Origin of the sequence: Methylophilus glucosoxydans (assembly GCF_042676145.1) — a bacterium.
Classification (GTDB): Bacteria; Pseudomonadota; Gammaproteobacteria; order Burkholderiales; family Methylophilaceae; genus Methylophilus; species Methylophilus glucosoxydans.
In genome coordinates this window covers 384,672-401,808 of record NZ_JBHTJW010000002.1, presented here as the reverse complement: position 1 = coordinate 401,808, position 17,137 = coordinate 384,672, and the positions used below count along the sequence as shown (strand labels likewise).

Genomic DNA, 17,137 nt, shown 5'->3' with positions numbered 1-17,137 from the left:
TATCAATGATTAAAAACATAAATGCAGTCACCATGGGAGATTGGGTATGCATGATGAAAGTGGAGACGTTGCGCGTGCCAATCTGCGCTTCCGACAAGTAGTAGAAGCCGCCCCGACCGCCATGGTGATGGTAAACAGTCGCGGCCTGATCGAACTCGTCAATACACAGACAGAGCTCATTTTTGGCTACCCAAGAGAAGAGTTGCTGGGACAAAGCATAGACATTTTGTTACCTGAGCGCTTCCGCCAACAGCATCCGCATCATCGCGCCGCCTTTTTCTCAGACCTCAGACCTCGCGCTATGGGTAGCGGACGTGACTTGTATGGCCGCCGCAAGGATGGCACCGAGTTTCCTGTCGAGGTCGGGCTCAATCCCATCGAAACCGATGATGGCGTCAAAGTCTTGTCAGCCATTACCGACATTTCGGCACGCAAGCGCATGGAAGCGCGCTTTCGCCAGGTCGTCGAAGCCGCGCCCAATGCCATGGTGATGGTGAATAAAAATGGCTTGATCGAAATGGTCAATCCGCAAACAGAACGTATTTTTGGCTACCCGCGCGAGGAGCTGCTGGGGCAATCCATAGATATGTTGCTGCCCGAGCGCTTGCGCCATCAGCATGCCCATCACCGGGCCTTCTTTTTTTCCGAGCTGAGCCCGCGGGCGATGGGCACCGGGCGGGACTTATATGGCCGCCGCAAGGACGGCAGTGAGTTTCCTGTCGAGGTCGGGCTTAATCCGATAGAAACCGATGACGGCGTCAAGGTGCTGTCGGCCATTACGGACATTTCTGCCCGTGTTAAAGCCAGTGAAAAGCTGGCGCAACACCGTGACGAGCTGGAGCGCAGCAATAAAGAATTGGCCACTTTTGCCTATGTGGCCTCCCACGACCTCAAGTCCCCATTACGCGGCATTTTCCAAATTTCGCACTGGATCGAAGAAGATCTCAACCAGGGCAAAGTCGAGGCCATTAGTGGTCACATGTCTCTCTTGCGCGGACGGTTGCGCAGAATGGAACGCCTGCTGGATGATTTACTGGCCTATTCGCGCGCCGGACGTTTGGAAGGCAGCGTCAGCCAGGTCGACCTTGGCAAAGTAGCGCAGTCCATTTTTGAGATGCAAGCCCCGCCTGCAGGCTTTAGCCTGAAGATGGCAGACGATTTGCCCACGTTTTATACGCTGGCCACCCCGCTGGAACAGGTGCTGCGCAATCTGTTTAGCAACGCCATCAAACACCACGATCAAACACGCGGCAGCATTCAGTTGCAATGGCAGCAGGCCAACCCGCATTACTATGAGTTCAGCGTCATTGATGATGGGCCGGGTATCTCTCCAGAATACCAGGAGCGGGTTTATATCATGTTCCAGACCTTGAAGCCGCGCGATGAGGTTGAAGGCAGCGGCATGGGATTGGCGCTGGTTAAAAAAATCGTCGAAGCCTATGGGGGCAGTACCAGCATCCGCTCCGATGGTCAGCGAGGCTGTGCCATCACATTCACTTGGCCGATCAATATCGAAGAAAGGTTGATGCGTGCAAATCCCGCCCAAACATCGTTATAAGGAAATATCGTTGCTGATTGTTGACGATGACGACATTGATGCCATCTCGCTGGAGCGCGCATTACGCAAATTAAGACTGTTGAACACACTGTTTCGTGCCCGCGATGGCCGTGAAGCGCTGGAGTTGCTGCGTTCGGGCCAGATTCCTGCACCCTATATTATCCTGCTTGACCTGAATATGCCGCGCATGAATGGCCTCGAGTTTCTGGAAGCCTTACGCACGGATCCATTATTAACCCATGCTGTGGTGTTTGTGCTGACGACGTCAAAATCAGACGAGGACCTGGTCGCAGCCTACCGCAAACATGTCGCGGGCTATGTCTTCAAGCAGCACATGGACCGCGACTTTATGGAAGTCATGGGGCTAATTGAGCATTATTGGCGCATTGTTGAGCTGCCAGCCACGAAGGAGTAACCATGCGCCTGCTACTGGTAGATGATGATGAATTGGACCGCATGGCGGTGGTACGGGTGTTGCAAAACCCATCACTGGTGAAGGATATTGTGCATGCAAATACCGCGGTCAAGGCCTTGAAACTGTATGAAGAAAACGATTTTGATATCGTACTGCTCGACTACCGCCTGCCCGATATGGAATGCTTGGATGTGTTAAGCCAACTCGCACAGCACACCGAAAAACAGGCCGCCGTGGTGATCCTGACCGGCATGGAAGATAACGAGACCATAGAAAGAAATTGCATTTTCGCCGGGGCCCAGGATTTTTTACTCAAAAAAGAGCTGTCTGAGCGACACCTGACCAAAGCGCTGTTACATGCGCAAGCCCGCCATGCCCTGAACAACAAGTTGATTGAAACGCACAAGCGGCTCAAGTATCTGGCCGAAAATGACCCGATGACCGGGCTGTCGAACAGATATTATTTTGAAGAGCATTTGCGCAATGCCATGCAACGTGCGCATCGCCTCAACGTTCAACTCGGCTTAATTTATCTGGACATTGATAATTTTAAGTTGGTCAATGACAGCCTGGGGCATGACTCAGGCGACCACCTACTGAAACAAGTCGCACAGCGACTGCAGGAAGTGGTCCGGGAAGGGGACATTGTCTGCCGCCTGGGAGGGGACGAGTTTGCCATTATCGTGCCCGATCTGGAAAATGACACCGCCATCGGCGCCTTATCACAACGCATCCTCGAGCAGGTACGTGAGCCTTTTGCGCTGAATCAAACTGAACAATTTATCACCTGCAGCATAGGCATTGCCACCTTTCCGCGCTGCGCAAGCACGGCAGAAGACATGTTAAAGCGCGCCGACCTGGCCATGTATCATGCCAAGCGTGCAGGGCGAAATGGCTTTCACTTTTTCAGTGAAGTGCTGCAAGAGCAGATTATCCATCGCATGATGGTAGAGAACGAACTGCGTTCGCAACGCCTGCAAAACCAGTTGGTGCAGTACTACCAACCGGTATTGAATGCACAAGACTTTACCGTGTGCGGTGCAGAAATGCTCATGCGCTGGCAGCATCCTACGCAAGGTCTGCTGCCACCGGCGGTCTTTATCGATGTGGTGGAAGAGCTTGGCTTTTTTGCCGAGATTGACAGCAGAAACCGGCAACTGGCGTGTTTACAATTTGCACGCTGGCGTCAGAGCGGTCTGATTGCCGCGGACGGCGTACTTGCGGTGAATGCCAGCGCGCAATGGTTACAACATGACCACATGCTGACTGAGATTGAGCGTGATTTAAGCCAGATTGACCTTCCTGGCCGCTGTTTGTTACTGGAGGTCACCGAAAGTGCACTGGTGTCTGACTTTGACAAAACCTCGGCAAGACTCCGTCACCTCAAGCAGTTTGGGCTCAAGGTGGCACTGGATGATTTTGGCATAGGCTACTCGTCCATGACCTATTTGAAACACCTGCCTGCCTCTATCCTGAAAATAGACCGCAGCTTTGTGCAAAATGTGCCAGAGAATGAGGCGGATTGTCGCCTGCTCAAAGCCATGATCGTCATGGCCAAAAGTCTGGCTCTTGAAGTCATTGTCGAGGGCATAGAAACCCTGCCACAAGCCACCCTGTGCCGAGCACTGGGTGCAGACAAGCTGCAAGGATTCCTGTTTGCAAAACCCTTGTCGCCAGAGGACTTTGAACATTTTTTAAGCTCGCATCAGCCCGCCCGTTACCTGTCACTGTATGGCGAGCCAGACCAGGCAGGATGAGTTAACATTGATCAGGCAAGCGCCCAGCCATCAACACATCATTTTCAGCAGGCGCCACAAAACTTAGTCATCCGATTGATACTCGAACCAGACATACATAGATTGCAGCAGGCGCTCAAGCCTGTTCACCGCCCCCGACGATGATGGAGAATCCGCCATGACCCAAGACCTCAAAACATCCAAGCTCGAAGCGCACTTGCAAGCCATCGAGGCCCATAAAAGCCTGCTGGAGAAACTGCATTTACATGATAACCAACCGCTGGATGAGGTGAATGCCTCACTGCAAAGATTGACGCTGACGCTGGAGGAATATCTCAAGCTGGTCGGCCTGCCTTAAACCGTTGCGTGCTGAAAGCCCCTAGCATTCCTCCTAGAACCCGCCACGCGCAGACAACGCTTTGTACCCTTTTCCGGAACCGCCATGCCTATTTTAGACAGAATCCAACACTACAACGCAGGCCGCGACCCTGAGCGTCTGCAAATGAAACTGGCCGCCATGTGCAAAGACCCGTTTGTGTTTTTGCGCGGCACCTGCCATTTGTTTTATGAAGACTGGCACCCAGCCCTCGCAAAGCTAAAAAGCCCTGCCGCCTGGATTTGCGGCGACCTGCATCTGGAAAACTTTGGCAGCTACAAAGCCGAAAACGGCCTGGCCTATTTTGACCTCAACGACTTTGATGAAGCCGCCCTGGCGCCTTGCCTGTGGGAGCTGACGCGCTTGCTGACCAGCCTGCTGGTCGCCCAGGACACACTCAAGCTCAAACCCAAACAAACCACTGCACTGCTTGACATCATGGTGCAAAACTACGCGCAGGCACTGGCAGAAGGCAAACCCAAATGGGTAGAGCGCAAAACTGCCCGTGGCTCGATCAGGCATCTGTTGTCAGACTTGAGCAAGCGCAGCAACCAGGCCTTTATCGCAAGCCGGACCAATGCCAAAGCACCGGACACACTCCTGATAGACGGCAAACGTGCGCTGGCCTTGGACAAAGTGCAAAAACAAGCCGCTTTGGAAAAATACATGAAGGCCATGCAAGTGCAGGATAAAAAAGAATTCTTTTATCCGCTGGATATTGCGCGCCGCATTGCCGGCACTGGCAGCCTGGGCCTGGAACGCTATGTCGTGCTGGTGAACGGCAAAGGGCCAGAGCGCCGCGCACTTATAGACATGAAAGCCAGCAACCAGAGTGCACTGAGCCCTTACCTGAACACCGCAGCAATCAAACTCACGCAACCTGACTGGACACTGGAATCTCAACGCGTCGCGACCATACAGGCAGGCGCCCAAATCCTGCCGCCCGCCCTTCTCAAAGCCGTGTGCGTAGACAAACAGTCTTATTTGATCAAAGCGCTGCAACCCTCGCAAGACCGGGTAGACCTCACGCAGTGGGATGGCAAACTCAGCGTGCTGGATAATATTTTTGCCAGCATGGCCGCCCTCACCGCCTGGGCCCATTTGCGCAATGCCGGTTATCTGGGCGCCGCCAACCGCGAAGCCTTGATGGCATTTGGGGCGCAAGTCGCCGACTGGCGAGGCCCCGTGCTCACGCTGGCGAAACAGGTGGCCGATCAGACCATCCATCAATGGCAGGACTATGTGAGCGCCTACCAGGCCGCCTTCAAGAAATCCTCTTAAGGCTGAAGGATCAGCAACGCCCAAGGCCGCGTTGAATGCGGGTGCCGCCTGCTTTGTGCCATGCGTCATGGCCGCAGGTTTTTTAGTCTGCTGGCGAGCCGGGATGAGGTGCTTAAGTTTGTCTGCGTAGCTTCAAGCATGCGCTCCCATCCACCCAGAACCTTCGCCCAAGCAAACGGGTCATAGTGTTTGTCTGTTTCATCAAGGAACTGCCATGGACCATGATCCGATACAGGAAAACGACCTCGTAATGCTGAGCTATACCAGCATTGCCGACCACCTGATGTCCAGCCAGGAGCTGATCCAGCTACTCGCCATGGCGCGAGAGAACAACCGCCACCTGCACATCACCGGCATGCTGCTGTACATGGAAGGATGTTTCTTTCAAGTGCTGGAAGGGGAGCGGGCGGTGATCGATGCCCTCTATGAAAAAATCGCGCATGATCAGCGCCACCATCATGTGATGAAGCTGATTGAAGAACCCATTGATGCGCGCAGTTTTAACGACTGGAGTATGGGGTATCGCCATGTGACGCGTGAAGACTTGGCTCATGTGACTGGATTGACCGACTTCCTGGATAGGGATCAACCCGGTTTTGACGGCATGCACAGTGAGCGGGCGAAAACCCTGATCAACGCATTTAGACAGGGTCGCTGGCAGACCCGTAATACCCAACAATACCGCTATCAGCACGTCGCTTAAGTCTGCTGACTCATCTACGTGCACACCTCAACCTCACTTGCACAACACAGGTCTCCACATGGGCGGTGTTGCTTGGGTCAAACACTCCCGCAACGCTGCTCGGATTCGCGTCTAAGTAATGGCGTTTTGACTGAAAACCACGCCTGACCCTGCAGGAATCAGAATCGCTGCCGTAATAACTGTATCCTAAAAATTAGGGCGGTTCTGTGTCTGTTTTTGTTGCCTCAACCTGACTACGATAAACACCATCCGCAATCCGCACAACCCACTGACAGACAAGTTGAATCTCGCCTGTTGTCACTGTTAAACGTACTGACGCAATCTTACTGGAAACTATGTCGCAATCCAAAGCTGTGATTAAACCGTATCACCACCCGGCCGCTGGCTGGGGCGCGTTGAAGCAAGTGGCCGCCCAACTGGCGCTGCAAAAAATCCCGGTCAAAGGCGTGATGACGCTATTGTCACAAAACCAGCCCGATGGCTTTGACTGCCCAGGTTGTGCCTGGCCGGACAAAGAACACACCTCTACCTTTGAGTTTTGTGAAAACGGCGTGAAGGCGGTGGCCGCTGAGGCCACGGCCAAACGTGTCCCACCGGCTTTTTTTGCCCAACATACGGTGACGGAACTGATGGGCTGGAGCGACTTCGCCCTGGAAAATGAAGGCCGCCTGACCCACCCCATGCGTTATAACGCGGTCACCGACAAATATGAAGAAGTGTCCTGGGACGAGGCCTTTGCGCTGATGGCAACACAGCTTAACGGTCTGGATCATCCAGATGAGGCCGTATTTTACACCTCGGGCCGCGCCAGCAATGAAGCCGCCTTTCTCTACCAGCTGTTTGTGCGTGCATTTGGCACCAACAACTTTCCTGATTGCTCCAACCTGTGCCATGAATCCACCAGTATTGCCTTGCCTGCCACGGTGGGCATCGGCAAAGGCTCAGTGACCCTGCATGACTTTGAGCATGCCGATACGCTGCTGATTTTTGGCCAAAATCCGGCCACCAACCATCCGCGCATGCTGGGTGAGTTACGTGAAGCGGCTAAACGCGGCGCACGCATTGTCGCCATCAACCCGCTCAAAGAGCGTGGCCTGGAACGTTTTGCCGACCCGCAAAGCCCGTTTGACATGCTGAGCTTTAAAGGCAGCAAGATCAGCAGCCTGTTTATCCAGCCCAAGCTGGGCGGTGATCTGGCGCTGATCAAAGGCATGATCAAATTCGTCATCCAATGGGATGATGAAGCCATTCTGCATGGCACCGAGCGCGTGGTCGATGTCGATTTCATTGCCGAACACACCAACAACTTTGCCGAGATTGCCGCAGATGCGCGCCAGGAAAGCTGGGAGGTCATCGTTGAAGAATCCGGCGTCCCCTTGGCACAGATTGAGGAAATTGCCCGCATTTATGCTACCGGTGATCGCGTCATTGCGACCTGGGGCATGGGCATTACCCAGCACAAACATGGCGTCGCCACCATTAAAACCCTGGTCAACCTGATGCTGTTGCGCGGCAATATCGGCAAGGAAGGCGCAGGCCTATGCCCGGTACGCGGCCATAGCAATGTGCAGGGCAATCGCACGGTAGGCATTTATGAAAAAATGCCGCTGGAGTTTCTGCAACGGCTGGACCAGGTGTTTGACCTCAATGTCCCCAAAGCGCCAGGTTATGATGCGGTAGGCGCCATCGAAGCCATGATTGCAGGCAAAGTGAAATTCTTTTTTGGCCTGGGCGGTAACTTTTCAATCTCCACGCCAGATACTGACCGCACCTGGCAAGGCATGCGCAATTGCGAGATGACCGCGCATGTCACCACCAAGCTCAACCGCAGTCACCTGGTGCATGGCAAACAGGCCTTGATACTGCCCTGTTTGGGTCGCACCGAAATCGACACGCAAGCCACAGGCCCGCAAGGCGTGACGGTGGAAGACTCCATGAGCATGGTGCATATTTCTTATGGCATGAACAAACCTGCTTCCCCGCATCTGCTGTCAGAACCGGCGATTGTGGCGCGCCTGGCCGCAGCAACGCTCAAGGGAGGCAACATCCCCTGGCTGGCACTGATTGAGGATTACAGCAAAATCCGTGACCTGATTGAACAAACCCTGCCGGTGGCGTTTAAAGACTATAACGAGCGCATCAAACGCCCGGGCGGTTTCCGCCTGCCCGTGCCGTCTAGCGAGCGCATCTGGAATACTGCCTCTGGCAAGGCTGAGTTCACGCTGCAAGCCATCCCTAAAAACTCACCCATCCATCAGGCCCGTGAGCAATATGGCGATCAGTTATTTGTGCTGATGACCACCCGCTCACATGACCAGTACAACACTACCATTTATGGCATGGATGACCGCTACCGCGGCGTCTTTGGCGAGCGCCGTGTCATCTTCATGAATCCGGCCGATATTGCGCGCCAGGGTCTGCAAGCCGGGGACTGGATCAACCTGGTCAGCGTCTGGCAGGACGGCATCACACGCCGCGCAGACAAATTTTTGGTCGTGGCTTACGATATTCCAAGCGGCTGCCTGAGTGGGTATTACCCGGAAACCAATAACCTGGTCCCGCTGGAAAGCGTAGCCGACGATTCGCGCACCCCGACCTCCAAATCGATTCCGGTGATCATCGAGAAAACCACTGCCCCCGAGGTCGCCCATGCTGCTTGAACGTGACCACACCTTACAGTCCATGCTCGAGGCAGAGGTGACACTGCCCTCTGCGGTTGAAGACTCGCAGGCTCGGGAAGACAGTTCAATCAACCTGACGCCGCTGGACCCGAGTGCGGTCATGCTGCTCAGCATCCTCGAATGTCTGTATGCGGAACACAGCCAGGGCCGCGCGCACATGCCGCTGGCCGCGCTATGCAAACGTCTCGAGCTGCGCATGAGCACACTGCAGCGTCTGTTAACTGCGCTCGATGAACAGGCGCTGGTCAAGGTATGCGCACAAAAGGACCGGCTGGTAGCCAGTCTGACTGCCACTGGGGCTGAGGTTGCGCTGGCCTTGCAAACAGCCTGATCTTTTTTAACTCACCCAGGTGTTTTTAAACAGGGCAAGCGTGTTTAAACGCAGGCTGTTGTATCGTTGTTCTGGCAAATCCTCGCCCGCTGGCTTCACGTATAATGGTGAACATCTTGATACTCGCAAGCCTTGCCATCCATGAAGCTTTACGTCTCGCTCGCCGCCCGCATCCGCGCCATGATAGACGAAGGCGTCTTGCGGCCAGGTGAAAAAATCTTCTCGGTACGGCAAGCCAGCCAGCAATATGGCTTGAGTATCAGCACGGTGTTGCGTGCCTATTTATTGCTGGAGCAAGAAGGCGTCATCAGCAGCCATCCGCAATCCGGCTATTACGTCACCCCACGCAAACGCCTGCAGCAAAAGGCCGCCTCGCCGTTAGCCAAAGACCTCAACCTGGCCGAAGTCGATGCTAGCAAGTTAGTCCTCACTACGCTGAAATCCATCCGCGAATTTGGCACGGTGCCACTGGGCTCGCCGTTCCCTGATCCACAGCTATTCCCGCTCAAAAAAATCCACCAGTATGAAAAAGCCCTCACCGATGATCAGGGCGAATGGGGTGTCTTGAGTGATTTGCCCCCAGGCAACGAGTTATTACGCCAGCAGATTGCGCGGCGTTACCTGGCGCAAGGCATGGATGTGTCGCCTGATGATATTGTGATTACCCACGGCGCAACCGAGGCGATTACCCTGTGCCTGCAAGCCGTGGCCAAAGCGGGCGATACCATCGCACTCGAATCGCCCGGCTACTATGCGCTGGCACATACGGTAGAACGCCTGGGCATGAAAGTCGCCGAGCTACGCACCGACCCACTGACGGGCATAGACCTCGACGCCTTGCAGGCCGTGAGCAACAACGTGCGCATTGCCGCCGTGATCCTCACCACCAACTTCCAGAATCCGCTTGGCTTTGCCATGCCAGAAGCCAAAAAACAGGCACTGGTGAGCTTTCTGGCAGCGCAGCAAATCCCGCTCATTGAAGATGACGTGTACAGCGAGCTCTATTTCAGTGACGCGCCGCCCAAGCCGGCCAAAGCTTATGACCAGCAAGGCATGGTGTTGCATTGTTCGTCTTTCTCAAAATCACTGGCGCCTGGTTACCGCGTCGGCTGGACCGTGGCCGGGCGCTACCGTCAGGAGGTTGAGCGGCTCATGTTTCTCAACAGCCTGTCACTGCCTTCGCCACCACAAATTGCCATCGCCAAATTCATGCAACGCGACAGTTTTGAACAGCACCTCAAACAATTGCGCCACACCCTGCGCTCCAACTACGTGCTGATCCGCAACGTCATCGAGCAAAGTTTTCCGGCCGGCACCCAGCTGTCCGTGCCACAAGGCGGTTATGTGATCTGGGTCAAACTGCCACCCAGCATTGATGCGCTTGCCCTTTACCGTGCCGCGATTGATAACGGCATCACCGTCGCGCCAGGCACCATCTTCTCGCGCAAAAAAGAATTCACGCACTACATCCGCCTTAATTTCAGTCACTTGTGGACCCTGGCCATTGAACAGGCCGTGCGTGAAGTGGGTGCGCTGGCGAGTGCCATGCTGGTCAACGATTCATCCGCGCAGTGACCACCCCCGATGCTTGAGGGCAGTGCGCCAATGGCCGATGCACGGATGGACATTAATGCTTTTTGTAGTGCCGCTCCAGCCAATCATCCAGCGAAGCCTTGCCTGCACCACAAATCGCCAGCCAGGTAAACACGGCAAAGTAAGTCGCCTCCTCAAAGCCGAGCAAGGTTTCCAGCGAATCGATATCCGCCAGTTTTGCCGAAATAATCGCGACCACCATCACCACCGCCAGTGCCCCGCCACAAATACGCGTCATCAAGCCCAGAATCAGGCCTAACCCACCGAAAAACTCCCAGCCGGCCACAAATGGCGTCATGAATTCAGGGAAAGGGATGCCCCAGCTTTGAAAGTTCTCAATAATGGCGGGCAGGTTATTCAGCTTGCCCCAGCCCGTGAGCATAAAGGTGTAGCCCACCACCACGCGGGCGACCAAGGGGCCCAGCCATTCAAAATGCGCAGCCACTTTTTTCGGCCAAGCGATCAATCCCTCAAACAAGATATGCATGTGTTTCCTCCTTTTGCAGATGAGTGGTGTCAGCCGCGGTAGCGTCAATCGTCGCCGCCACCTGCGTTGCGGCCAGCAAGCCGTTTCTCATCCATTTTGAAAAATAGGCCATGACCTCGGGGCCTGCTGCGTCATCCAGCCCAGCTAACGCCTCGCCCACGGTCGCCCCGCCAAACAAGGTACTGAGCAATGCGAACTCCTGCGCCTCCAGCGTCATGCGCCAAACCACATCCTCATGGCGATACACCACCAGATACTCGTCAACGGCTTCGTCCATCGGCGTCGGCAGCTCGTCCATGACGGCCTGATAGTATGCATTCACACCGTGGCTAAAGTGCGCCAGTGATAACGCGGCCCTGGGCATGAGTTGCAAGTCCATCAATCCATCCGGCGTGAGCCCCTTTAGCTGCGAAGCTTCCAGCACAGGCGTTTCAGCCGGGTCCATCATTTGTGCGACCAGCGTTTCCAACTGGCAGAGCGCATGGGCAAAACCATGCTTAGGCAACGCAATTTGAATAAACGCAGGCAGCTTAAGTGCAAATCGGCCGATATTAAAATGCTCTGGTTGCACCGCCGCAATAAAATCCCACAGCAGCCGGTCAAAGACTGGCGGCGTTAAATAATGCGCCAACACCGGATAATCTTCGGCCACCACGTCAAACAAGCGGTAACGGTACGCCTCGGTATACACCGACAACTGTGCCTCTGGCACAAACTCGGCCTTGGCGCGTATCCACTCTGCCGGACGACTGTCCATGCGATCGCCCAGCACAATGGCTTGCTGTAAGTGGGTTTGCGCCTGCAGTAAAGACGGTTGCATGGCTGGGCTAGATGCCTCAACCGGCTTGGCTGTGTCTGGCAAGGCATAGGCGCTAGCCTGGCTAGCCACTTGCCGGGCTTTCTCCAGCTCCGCGGCCAACACCGGAAATTCCGGGATCTGGTCATCCCACTCAATCATGGTATTCGGCACGCGGCCAGCACGGTGCACCACATATTGGTACAGCCCCCACACAGCCTCCGTCACATGGTCATCGTGGGTATCGACGATGTGACTGCCTTTGTTGCGGTGCCCCGAAAGATGCACCTGAATCACCCGCTCCATTGGCAAGGCATCCAGATAGGCTTGTGCATCCAGCCGGTGGTTGTAGCTCGTCACATAGACATTATTCACATCGAGCAGCAAATGGCAGTCCGCCGCTTGCGCCATGGCCGCAATAAACTCGGCCTCTGGAATGGTGGAATGCTTGAACTCCAGATAGGTAGACGGATTTTCGAGCGCGATTCTGCGGCCCAGCCTGTCCTGCACCTGGCAGATACGCTGCACCATATGCTTGAGCGACTCTTCGGTGTAGGGCAGCGGCAGCAAATCATGGGTATTTTTATGTGCCACGCCAGTCCAGCACAGATGATCCGACACCCAGGCCGGTTGCACCCAGTCAATCAGCGCCTTGAGCTTGGTCAGGTATTCAGAATTCAATGCATCCACACTGCCGATAGACATCGACACACCATGCATGACGATCGGGTATTGCTCTTTGATACGCGCCAGGTTGCGCTTGGGCTTGCCGTCGGTATCCATAAAATTTTCCGAAATAATTTCGAACCAGTCCACCGGTGGCTGATGTTCAAAAATATACGGATAGTGCGTGGGCCTGAGGCCCAGTCCAAAGCCCAGATGGGGTAATGCATTGGGTAAGGGATTGGTCAGCGGCATGACAACTCACTCCTTGCAAAGCAGCAGGGCCACTGCCCCGCCACCTTGACATGATTCAAGAAAATGACCAGCTTACTTACTGCCGTCCGTGGCGCATGAACCATGCCCTTTACACGCATTCTTGCCATCACCGCCCTGGCCTTTACAGGAATTTTTGCCTTTGCATGCATGCTTCTCTTTACCGTCCGCAGTTTTGCAATTGGCTTTTTCCATCTTGGCGTTATCTTTGCCATTGCAGCCAGACTTGCCTTCATCCCCAGCAAATGCCGGGCTTGCACTCATCACCGTTGCAGTGAACAAACCTAACAATGCTGCGCTGGCCAATTTTTGAGTCGTTTTCATACTATCTCCTAAGGATTCAATTAAAAAGTTAAACAGAAAATGTGTTCTGTCACCCTTAGTCGAGGCAAGCAACGCGGCCTTACAGATTTTTTGAAAATAATTTAAAAATAGTTGAGTGCTTACAAAAGGCGGCCAGAGCGGCCTGGTTTTACTGAATGATCGTCTACCTCACGCTTAATGTCGTATTTTTCCAGACAGGGTCCTGCCAGCGTTGAAACGGGCCAAGTATTGTTGGGTCTGATGCCTGACGCTCAATGTTTAAAGCATCAAGATTCACTACTTCAAAATTGTGCTTATATTTACCTTCACCCCTACTCTCACGAGCAACCAGCATTTGTTTGCCACCGGGGACCCAGCCTGCAAATTCTATATAGCCTAATAGAGGACTAGTTGCCGCAGGCGGCAGCACACTCAGTACCCAGCCATGGTTTTCTTTGCGAAATACCCACATTTCGCGCCAACCTTGCATAGGTTGCACTGCAACAACGAGTGCATTTCGTTCGCGATTGATTGATACCGAGTTTTCCCATACCAATCCGTAAGTGCACTTTGCCGCCAGCGGTGTCTTAAGGTCATGTTGTCCATCTGTAAGTGATACACAGGTTTCGCCAGGTTGTCCGCCAGAGGTCAAGAGTGCCAGCGTGTTATGATCATGCTTATCAGCAACACTAAGAGGCTGGGCTGCCAGGCGGTTGGCATTGACCAGTATTGCCGTATCGTTATACAAAGGCAAATCATCATCCGGCAGTTCATTTTTATTCACACTGGCGAACGCACGGATGGATTGTTGTGCCAACGCTGCCGCAGCTGTATTAATACCAGAGAGTTTTAAGGCTTCCGGCGCCGTCTGCAGACGACTACGCGCATACGCCAAATTGCTCAATATCATTGCCCGACGCATCTCTACCCGATTCTTCAGAAATACGGGCAAATCTGTAGTATTCACATGGGCCAATACGTCCAGTCGCCACATATCCGTCTGAGTGCGTGCAATCGGTTGTAGACTGGGATCCATGCATTCAGGCTTGGTCAAGCTCAAAGCCGCGTTTGCAATCTGTAACGATGTTGCCTTCATGGCAAGCACTTGCCGATATGCTTCGCCGTCATAACAAATCTGTACCCCGTTTGCCAATTCGTAACTCTTAAACTTGATACCATACTGCGCAGCGACATCCAGTTGGGCAGATAACGTCGTCGCTGCAGATTTGCTCAATGTAGCCGCCGATGAAGCCCGACGGGCAAGCTTGTCTGCAAAATAGCCAATCGACTCCAGTACTTCCGTACCATGACTGCCATTCACTTCGTCAGCTGGCGCAGCCTTGATATAAGCTGCAGCAAGAGCAATGCCTAACGTTTCTGCGCCAGACACGTCATGAACATAACGGATCACGGATAGGAGTTCTGGCGCTTCAGCACTTTCAAACTTGGTCATTCTCACCTGATCAGCACGGATATAGCCTGCACGCTCACGTTTGTAATCATAGACCTGCAGGTAATCCATGCGCGTTCCCCGCACCTCTACGACCTCACCCTGCCACAAGGTTGCCTGTTGATTGGCAGAATCACGTGGTGCAGAGCGCAGTGCTACCGGATTCTGGGTAATAATCGCGCTGGAAAGCGCTGTCGCGGTTGCCAGTGATGCCAAGGTGGTGATTGCCATGATTACTCTGCCTCATTCTCAGACTGCATGTTTGTGACGACTGTTTGAGAGGATTGTGTACCTGTGCTTTGATGATTTCCACCTATCAACGCGCTACCGATAAAACCGCCATCGGCTGGGGGTGGCGCAATAATCACCTGTATGTTGTCAGACAACTTGTCTGCCAGTGCTTTCTGAATCAGGAGTGGATGCTTGGTCACCAATACGCCTTCACGCTCCATTTGTTCGGCATTCACCTTGCCTAACCGCTCCATGCGATAAGCCTCTGCATCTGCCAACTTCTCACGTGAATTCGCTTCACCAACCGCCTCAATTTCACGGGACTTGGCATTGCCCTCAGCGAGTCGAATCCGACTCTGTTTATCGGCTTCTGCCTCCAACTGCCTTTGTTCGATTTGGCGCTGTTTGAACGGAAGAATATGCTTCATCGCATCTTCCTGCGCTTTGGCCGCAATAATTTGCTCGTTGGCAGCGGCCTCAGCAGATTTTTCACGGCGTACTTTTTCTGCACTCGCTTCGAGCTCGGCCTCTTTCACACGCTTGTCTTTAAGCTCTAACGTATAGCGCATTTTTTCACTGGCCAACTCTTCAGCCAACAGAGACTCCATACCACGCCGATAATCTGCTGGAAGATCTATCTTGCCAATTTGAACTGACTTGAGCACGATGCCATCCGCAGCCAACTTTGGCTTGAGTTCGGCTTCAATCATTTTTTGAATCGTCTGTCGTTTGCTGGAAAAAATCTCTTTTACGGTGTACCCAGAGAATGTTTTATAGACGATGCCTTGAACCGCAGGCTCTACGATTTCCTGGCCAATGTTATCTGGTAACTTTTTAGCCATAGCATCAACCTTACCTGTATCTACGGCATAACGCACAGCGAGGTCTACACCCAAAGAAAGTCCTTCTAATGATTGTAACGGTGAAGGTCCGTCGGCATGACTCATATCTTTAGGTCGATAAGTTTGGTCGCGTAAGGAAAACACCCTCAAGTCATGAATCATTGGTAGGACAATTACGCCTCCGCTGCGAAAAACAGTGTCTTCGCCAGTTAAGCGATTGGTACGTACGCCGACCCCGCCTGCTGGCAGCCCTTGCATCAGTGGATGGGTGTAAAGCAGAAACCCCACAGCACCAGTTGCAGCTAGCACAAGCAGGGTGCCCCTGGTTTCCGAGAAAAAGTTTTCTGTAGATTTAAAAACAGTCCAGCCAGAGCCCGCCAAAGCTGCCCCTGAGTCTTGAGAAGACTGACTGAAAGCCTGGCGAATAGTATTTGTCATTTGTTTAATGCGATTCAACATGATGTCTCCCTTATGTAAAAATGGCTTTTTGAAATTTCGTCGGTGTTTTGATGACGAATCCATGGCTGCTATTTTTCACATTTCTCGCGGAAGACTCTATGCGTGCGTATGCCCAATCTACTCACAAAAGCGCTGTAAATCTTCATGTCGCGGAAGAAAAACTCACACCACTTTTATCGTTTAGCACGGATAATACCCAGCAATAGATGCGGATACCGCTATCCCTTCACCGTGATACACCTTGGGAGCTGTCAATGACCAAAGTTGCTGTAATTGAAGACGATGTACCCACGAGCAATCAGCTGGCGGGTTGGATCAAAGCAACGAAACCAGATATCCAGATTGACCAATGGTTTAATCGCGATGATGCTGAGGCCGCACTGGCCAAAGAGCGCTATGACGTCGTGCTTCTTGATATTGAGCTTGGGCGTGAGCGTAATGCAGGGGTTGCCATTATTAACTCCATCAATAAGCAATATCAGGGTACACCGGTACTTGTCGTCTCTGCCATGCCTGCCGCGATTTACCGCAGTATAATGAAAGCGCTGGACGCATGGGATTACCTACAAAAAACCACGTTCGAAGAATCCGACTTCGTCGAAACTTTTCTGGATATTTTACGCGTGGCCAAAAGTCAGAAGGAAAGCGCTCAAAAACAAGTTGCCGTGGCGCCAGACGAATTGGTCCTGGATCCACTGTGGCAACGCACGCCTATTTGGCGTGGGGAACGCATCAATCTACCGCTGACTGCACAACGCATTCTTGCCACGCTGTATCAGCAGCGTGGACAGGTAGTATCCTACGACCAGCTATTCGATGTGGTAAAGAGTGGTCGTAACCGCGACAATGTCCGCAAACACGTGAGCACTATCCGCGATGCTTTCCGGGACCTAGACCCTGACTTCAACGCTATTGAAAACATCCCCATGCGCGGATTCCGTTGGGTCAGCTAGCCATAT

At 53.4% G+C, this 17,137-nt stretch carries 15 protein-coding genes; 10 read left to right on the top strand and 5 right to left on the bottom strand.

The window, feature by feature from the left end; genetic code table 11:
* Positions 1–46 precede the first annotated feature (46 nt).
* The 9 genes from ACFQ1T_RS04355 to ACFQ1T_RS04315 all read left to right on the top strand — a co-directional run bounded on the left by ACFQ1T_RS04355 (position 47) and on the right by ACFQ1T_RS04315 (position 10,656).
* Positions 47–1,558: a sensor histidine kinase gene (locus ACFQ1T_RS04355; RefSeq protein WP_379074245.1), complete on the top strand. Its 1,512-nt coding sequence runs from the start codon at positions 47–49 to the stop codon at positions 1,556–1,558.
* A gap of 10 nt (positions 1,559–1,568) precedes the next feature.
* Positions 1,569–1,973, top strand: coding sequence for a response regulator (locus ACFQ1T_RS04350; protein ID WP_275357820.1), 405 nt, complete (start codon positions 1,569–1,571; stop codon positions 1,971–1,973).
* Between the two features lie 2 nt (positions 1,974–1,975).
* Positions 1,976–3,730 carry a putative bifunctional diguanylate cyclase/phosphodiesterase gene (locus ACFQ1T_RS04345; RefSeq protein WP_379074240.1) on the top strand — a complete coding sequence of 585 codons (1,755 nt, stop codon included), beginning with the start codon at positions 1,976–1,978 and terminating at the stop codon, positions 3,728–3,730.
* A gap of 157 nt (positions 3,731–3,887) precedes the next feature.
* Positions 3,888–4,067, top strand: coding sequence for a hypothetical protein (locus ACFQ1T_RS04340; protein ID WP_275357824.1), 180 nt, complete (start codon positions 3,888–3,890; stop codon positions 4,065–4,067).
* 84 nt (positions 4,068–4,151) lie between these two features.
* Positions 4,152–5,366, top strand: a complete 1,215-nt coding sequence (locus ACFQ1T_RS04335) for a DUF2252 domain-containing protein (protein WP_379074237.1) — start codon at positions 4,152–4,154, stop codon at positions 5,364–5,366.
* A 214-nt stretch (positions 5,367–5,580) separates the two neighbouring features.
* Entirely contained in the window at positions 5,581–6,069 is a 489-nt protein-coding gene (locus tag ACFQ1T_RS04330) for a BLUF domain-containing protein (protein ID WP_275357828.1), read from the top strand.
* A gap of 335 nt (positions 6,070–6,404) precedes the next feature.
* Positions 6,405–8,729, top strand: coding sequence for an FdhF/YdeP family oxidoreductase (locus ACFQ1T_RS04325; protein ID WP_379074234.1), 2,325 nt, complete (start codon positions 6,405–6,407; stop codon positions 8,727–8,729).
* Positions 8,719–9,081 (top strand): hypothetical protein, encoded by a 363-nt coding sequence (locus ACFQ1T_RS04320; RefSeq protein WP_379074231.1) that lies wholly within the window; start codon positions 8,719–8,721, stop codon positions 9,079–9,081. Before ACFQ1T_RS04325 ends, ACFQ1T_RS04320 begins: the two co-directional genes overlap by 11 nt.
* 141 nt (positions 9,082–9,222) lie before the next feature.
* Positions 9,223–10,656 (top strand): aminotransferase-like domain-containing protein, encoded by a 1,434-nt coding sequence (locus ACFQ1T_RS04315; protein WP_379074228.1) that lies wholly within the window; start codon positions 9,223–9,225, stop codon positions 10,654–10,656.
* A 52-nt stretch (positions 10,657–10,708) separates the two neighbouring features.
* On the opposite strand, the gene ACFQ1T_RS04310 is transcribed toward ACFQ1T_RS04315, so the two are convergent.
* The 5 genes from ACFQ1T_RS04310 to ACFQ1T_RS04290 form a co-directional block, all read right to left on the bottom strand.
* Positions 10,709–11,161, bottom strand: a complete 453-nt coding sequence (locus ACFQ1T_RS04310) for a DoxX family protein (protein WP_379074225.1) — start codon at positions 11,159–11,161, stop codon at positions 10,709–10,711.
* Entirely contained in the window at positions 11,145–12,875 is a 1,731-nt protein-coding gene (gene bufB, locus ACFQ1T_RS04305; protein ID WP_379074222.1) for an MNIO family bufferin maturase, read from the bottom strand. The genes ACFQ1T_RS04310 and bufB overlap by 17 nt, the downstream gene beginning before the upstream one ends.
* Before the next feature lie 72 nt (positions 12,876–12,947).
* On the bottom strand, positions 12,948–13,217 hold the full coding sequence (locus tag ACFQ1T_RS04300; RefSeq protein WP_194748904.1) for a hypothetical protein: 270 nt from the start codon (positions 13,215–13,217) through the stop codon (positions 12,948–12,950).
* Positions 13,218–13,380: 163 nt separating this feature from the next.
* Positions 13,381–14,877, bottom strand: a complete 1,497-nt coding sequence (locus ACFQ1T_RS04295; protein WP_379074218.1) for a hypothetical protein — start codon at positions 14,875–14,877, stop codon at positions 13,381–13,383.
* Between the two features lie 2 nt (positions 14,878–14,879).
* On the bottom strand, positions 14,880–16,241 hold the full coding sequence (locus ACFQ1T_RS04290) for a prohibitin family protein (protein ID WP_379074215.1): 1,362 nt from the start codon (positions 16,239–16,241) through the stop codon (positions 14,880–14,882).
* A gap of 191 nt (positions 16,242–16,432) precedes the next feature.
* Here ACFQ1T_RS04290 and ACFQ1T_RS04285 point away from each other — a divergent pair, with 191 nt between their 5' ends.
* Entirely contained in the window at positions 16,433–17,131 is a 699-nt protein-coding gene (locus ACFQ1T_RS04285) for a response regulator transcription factor (RefSeq protein ID WP_194748906.1), read from the top strand.
* Positions 17,132–17,137 lie beyond the last annotated feature (6 nt).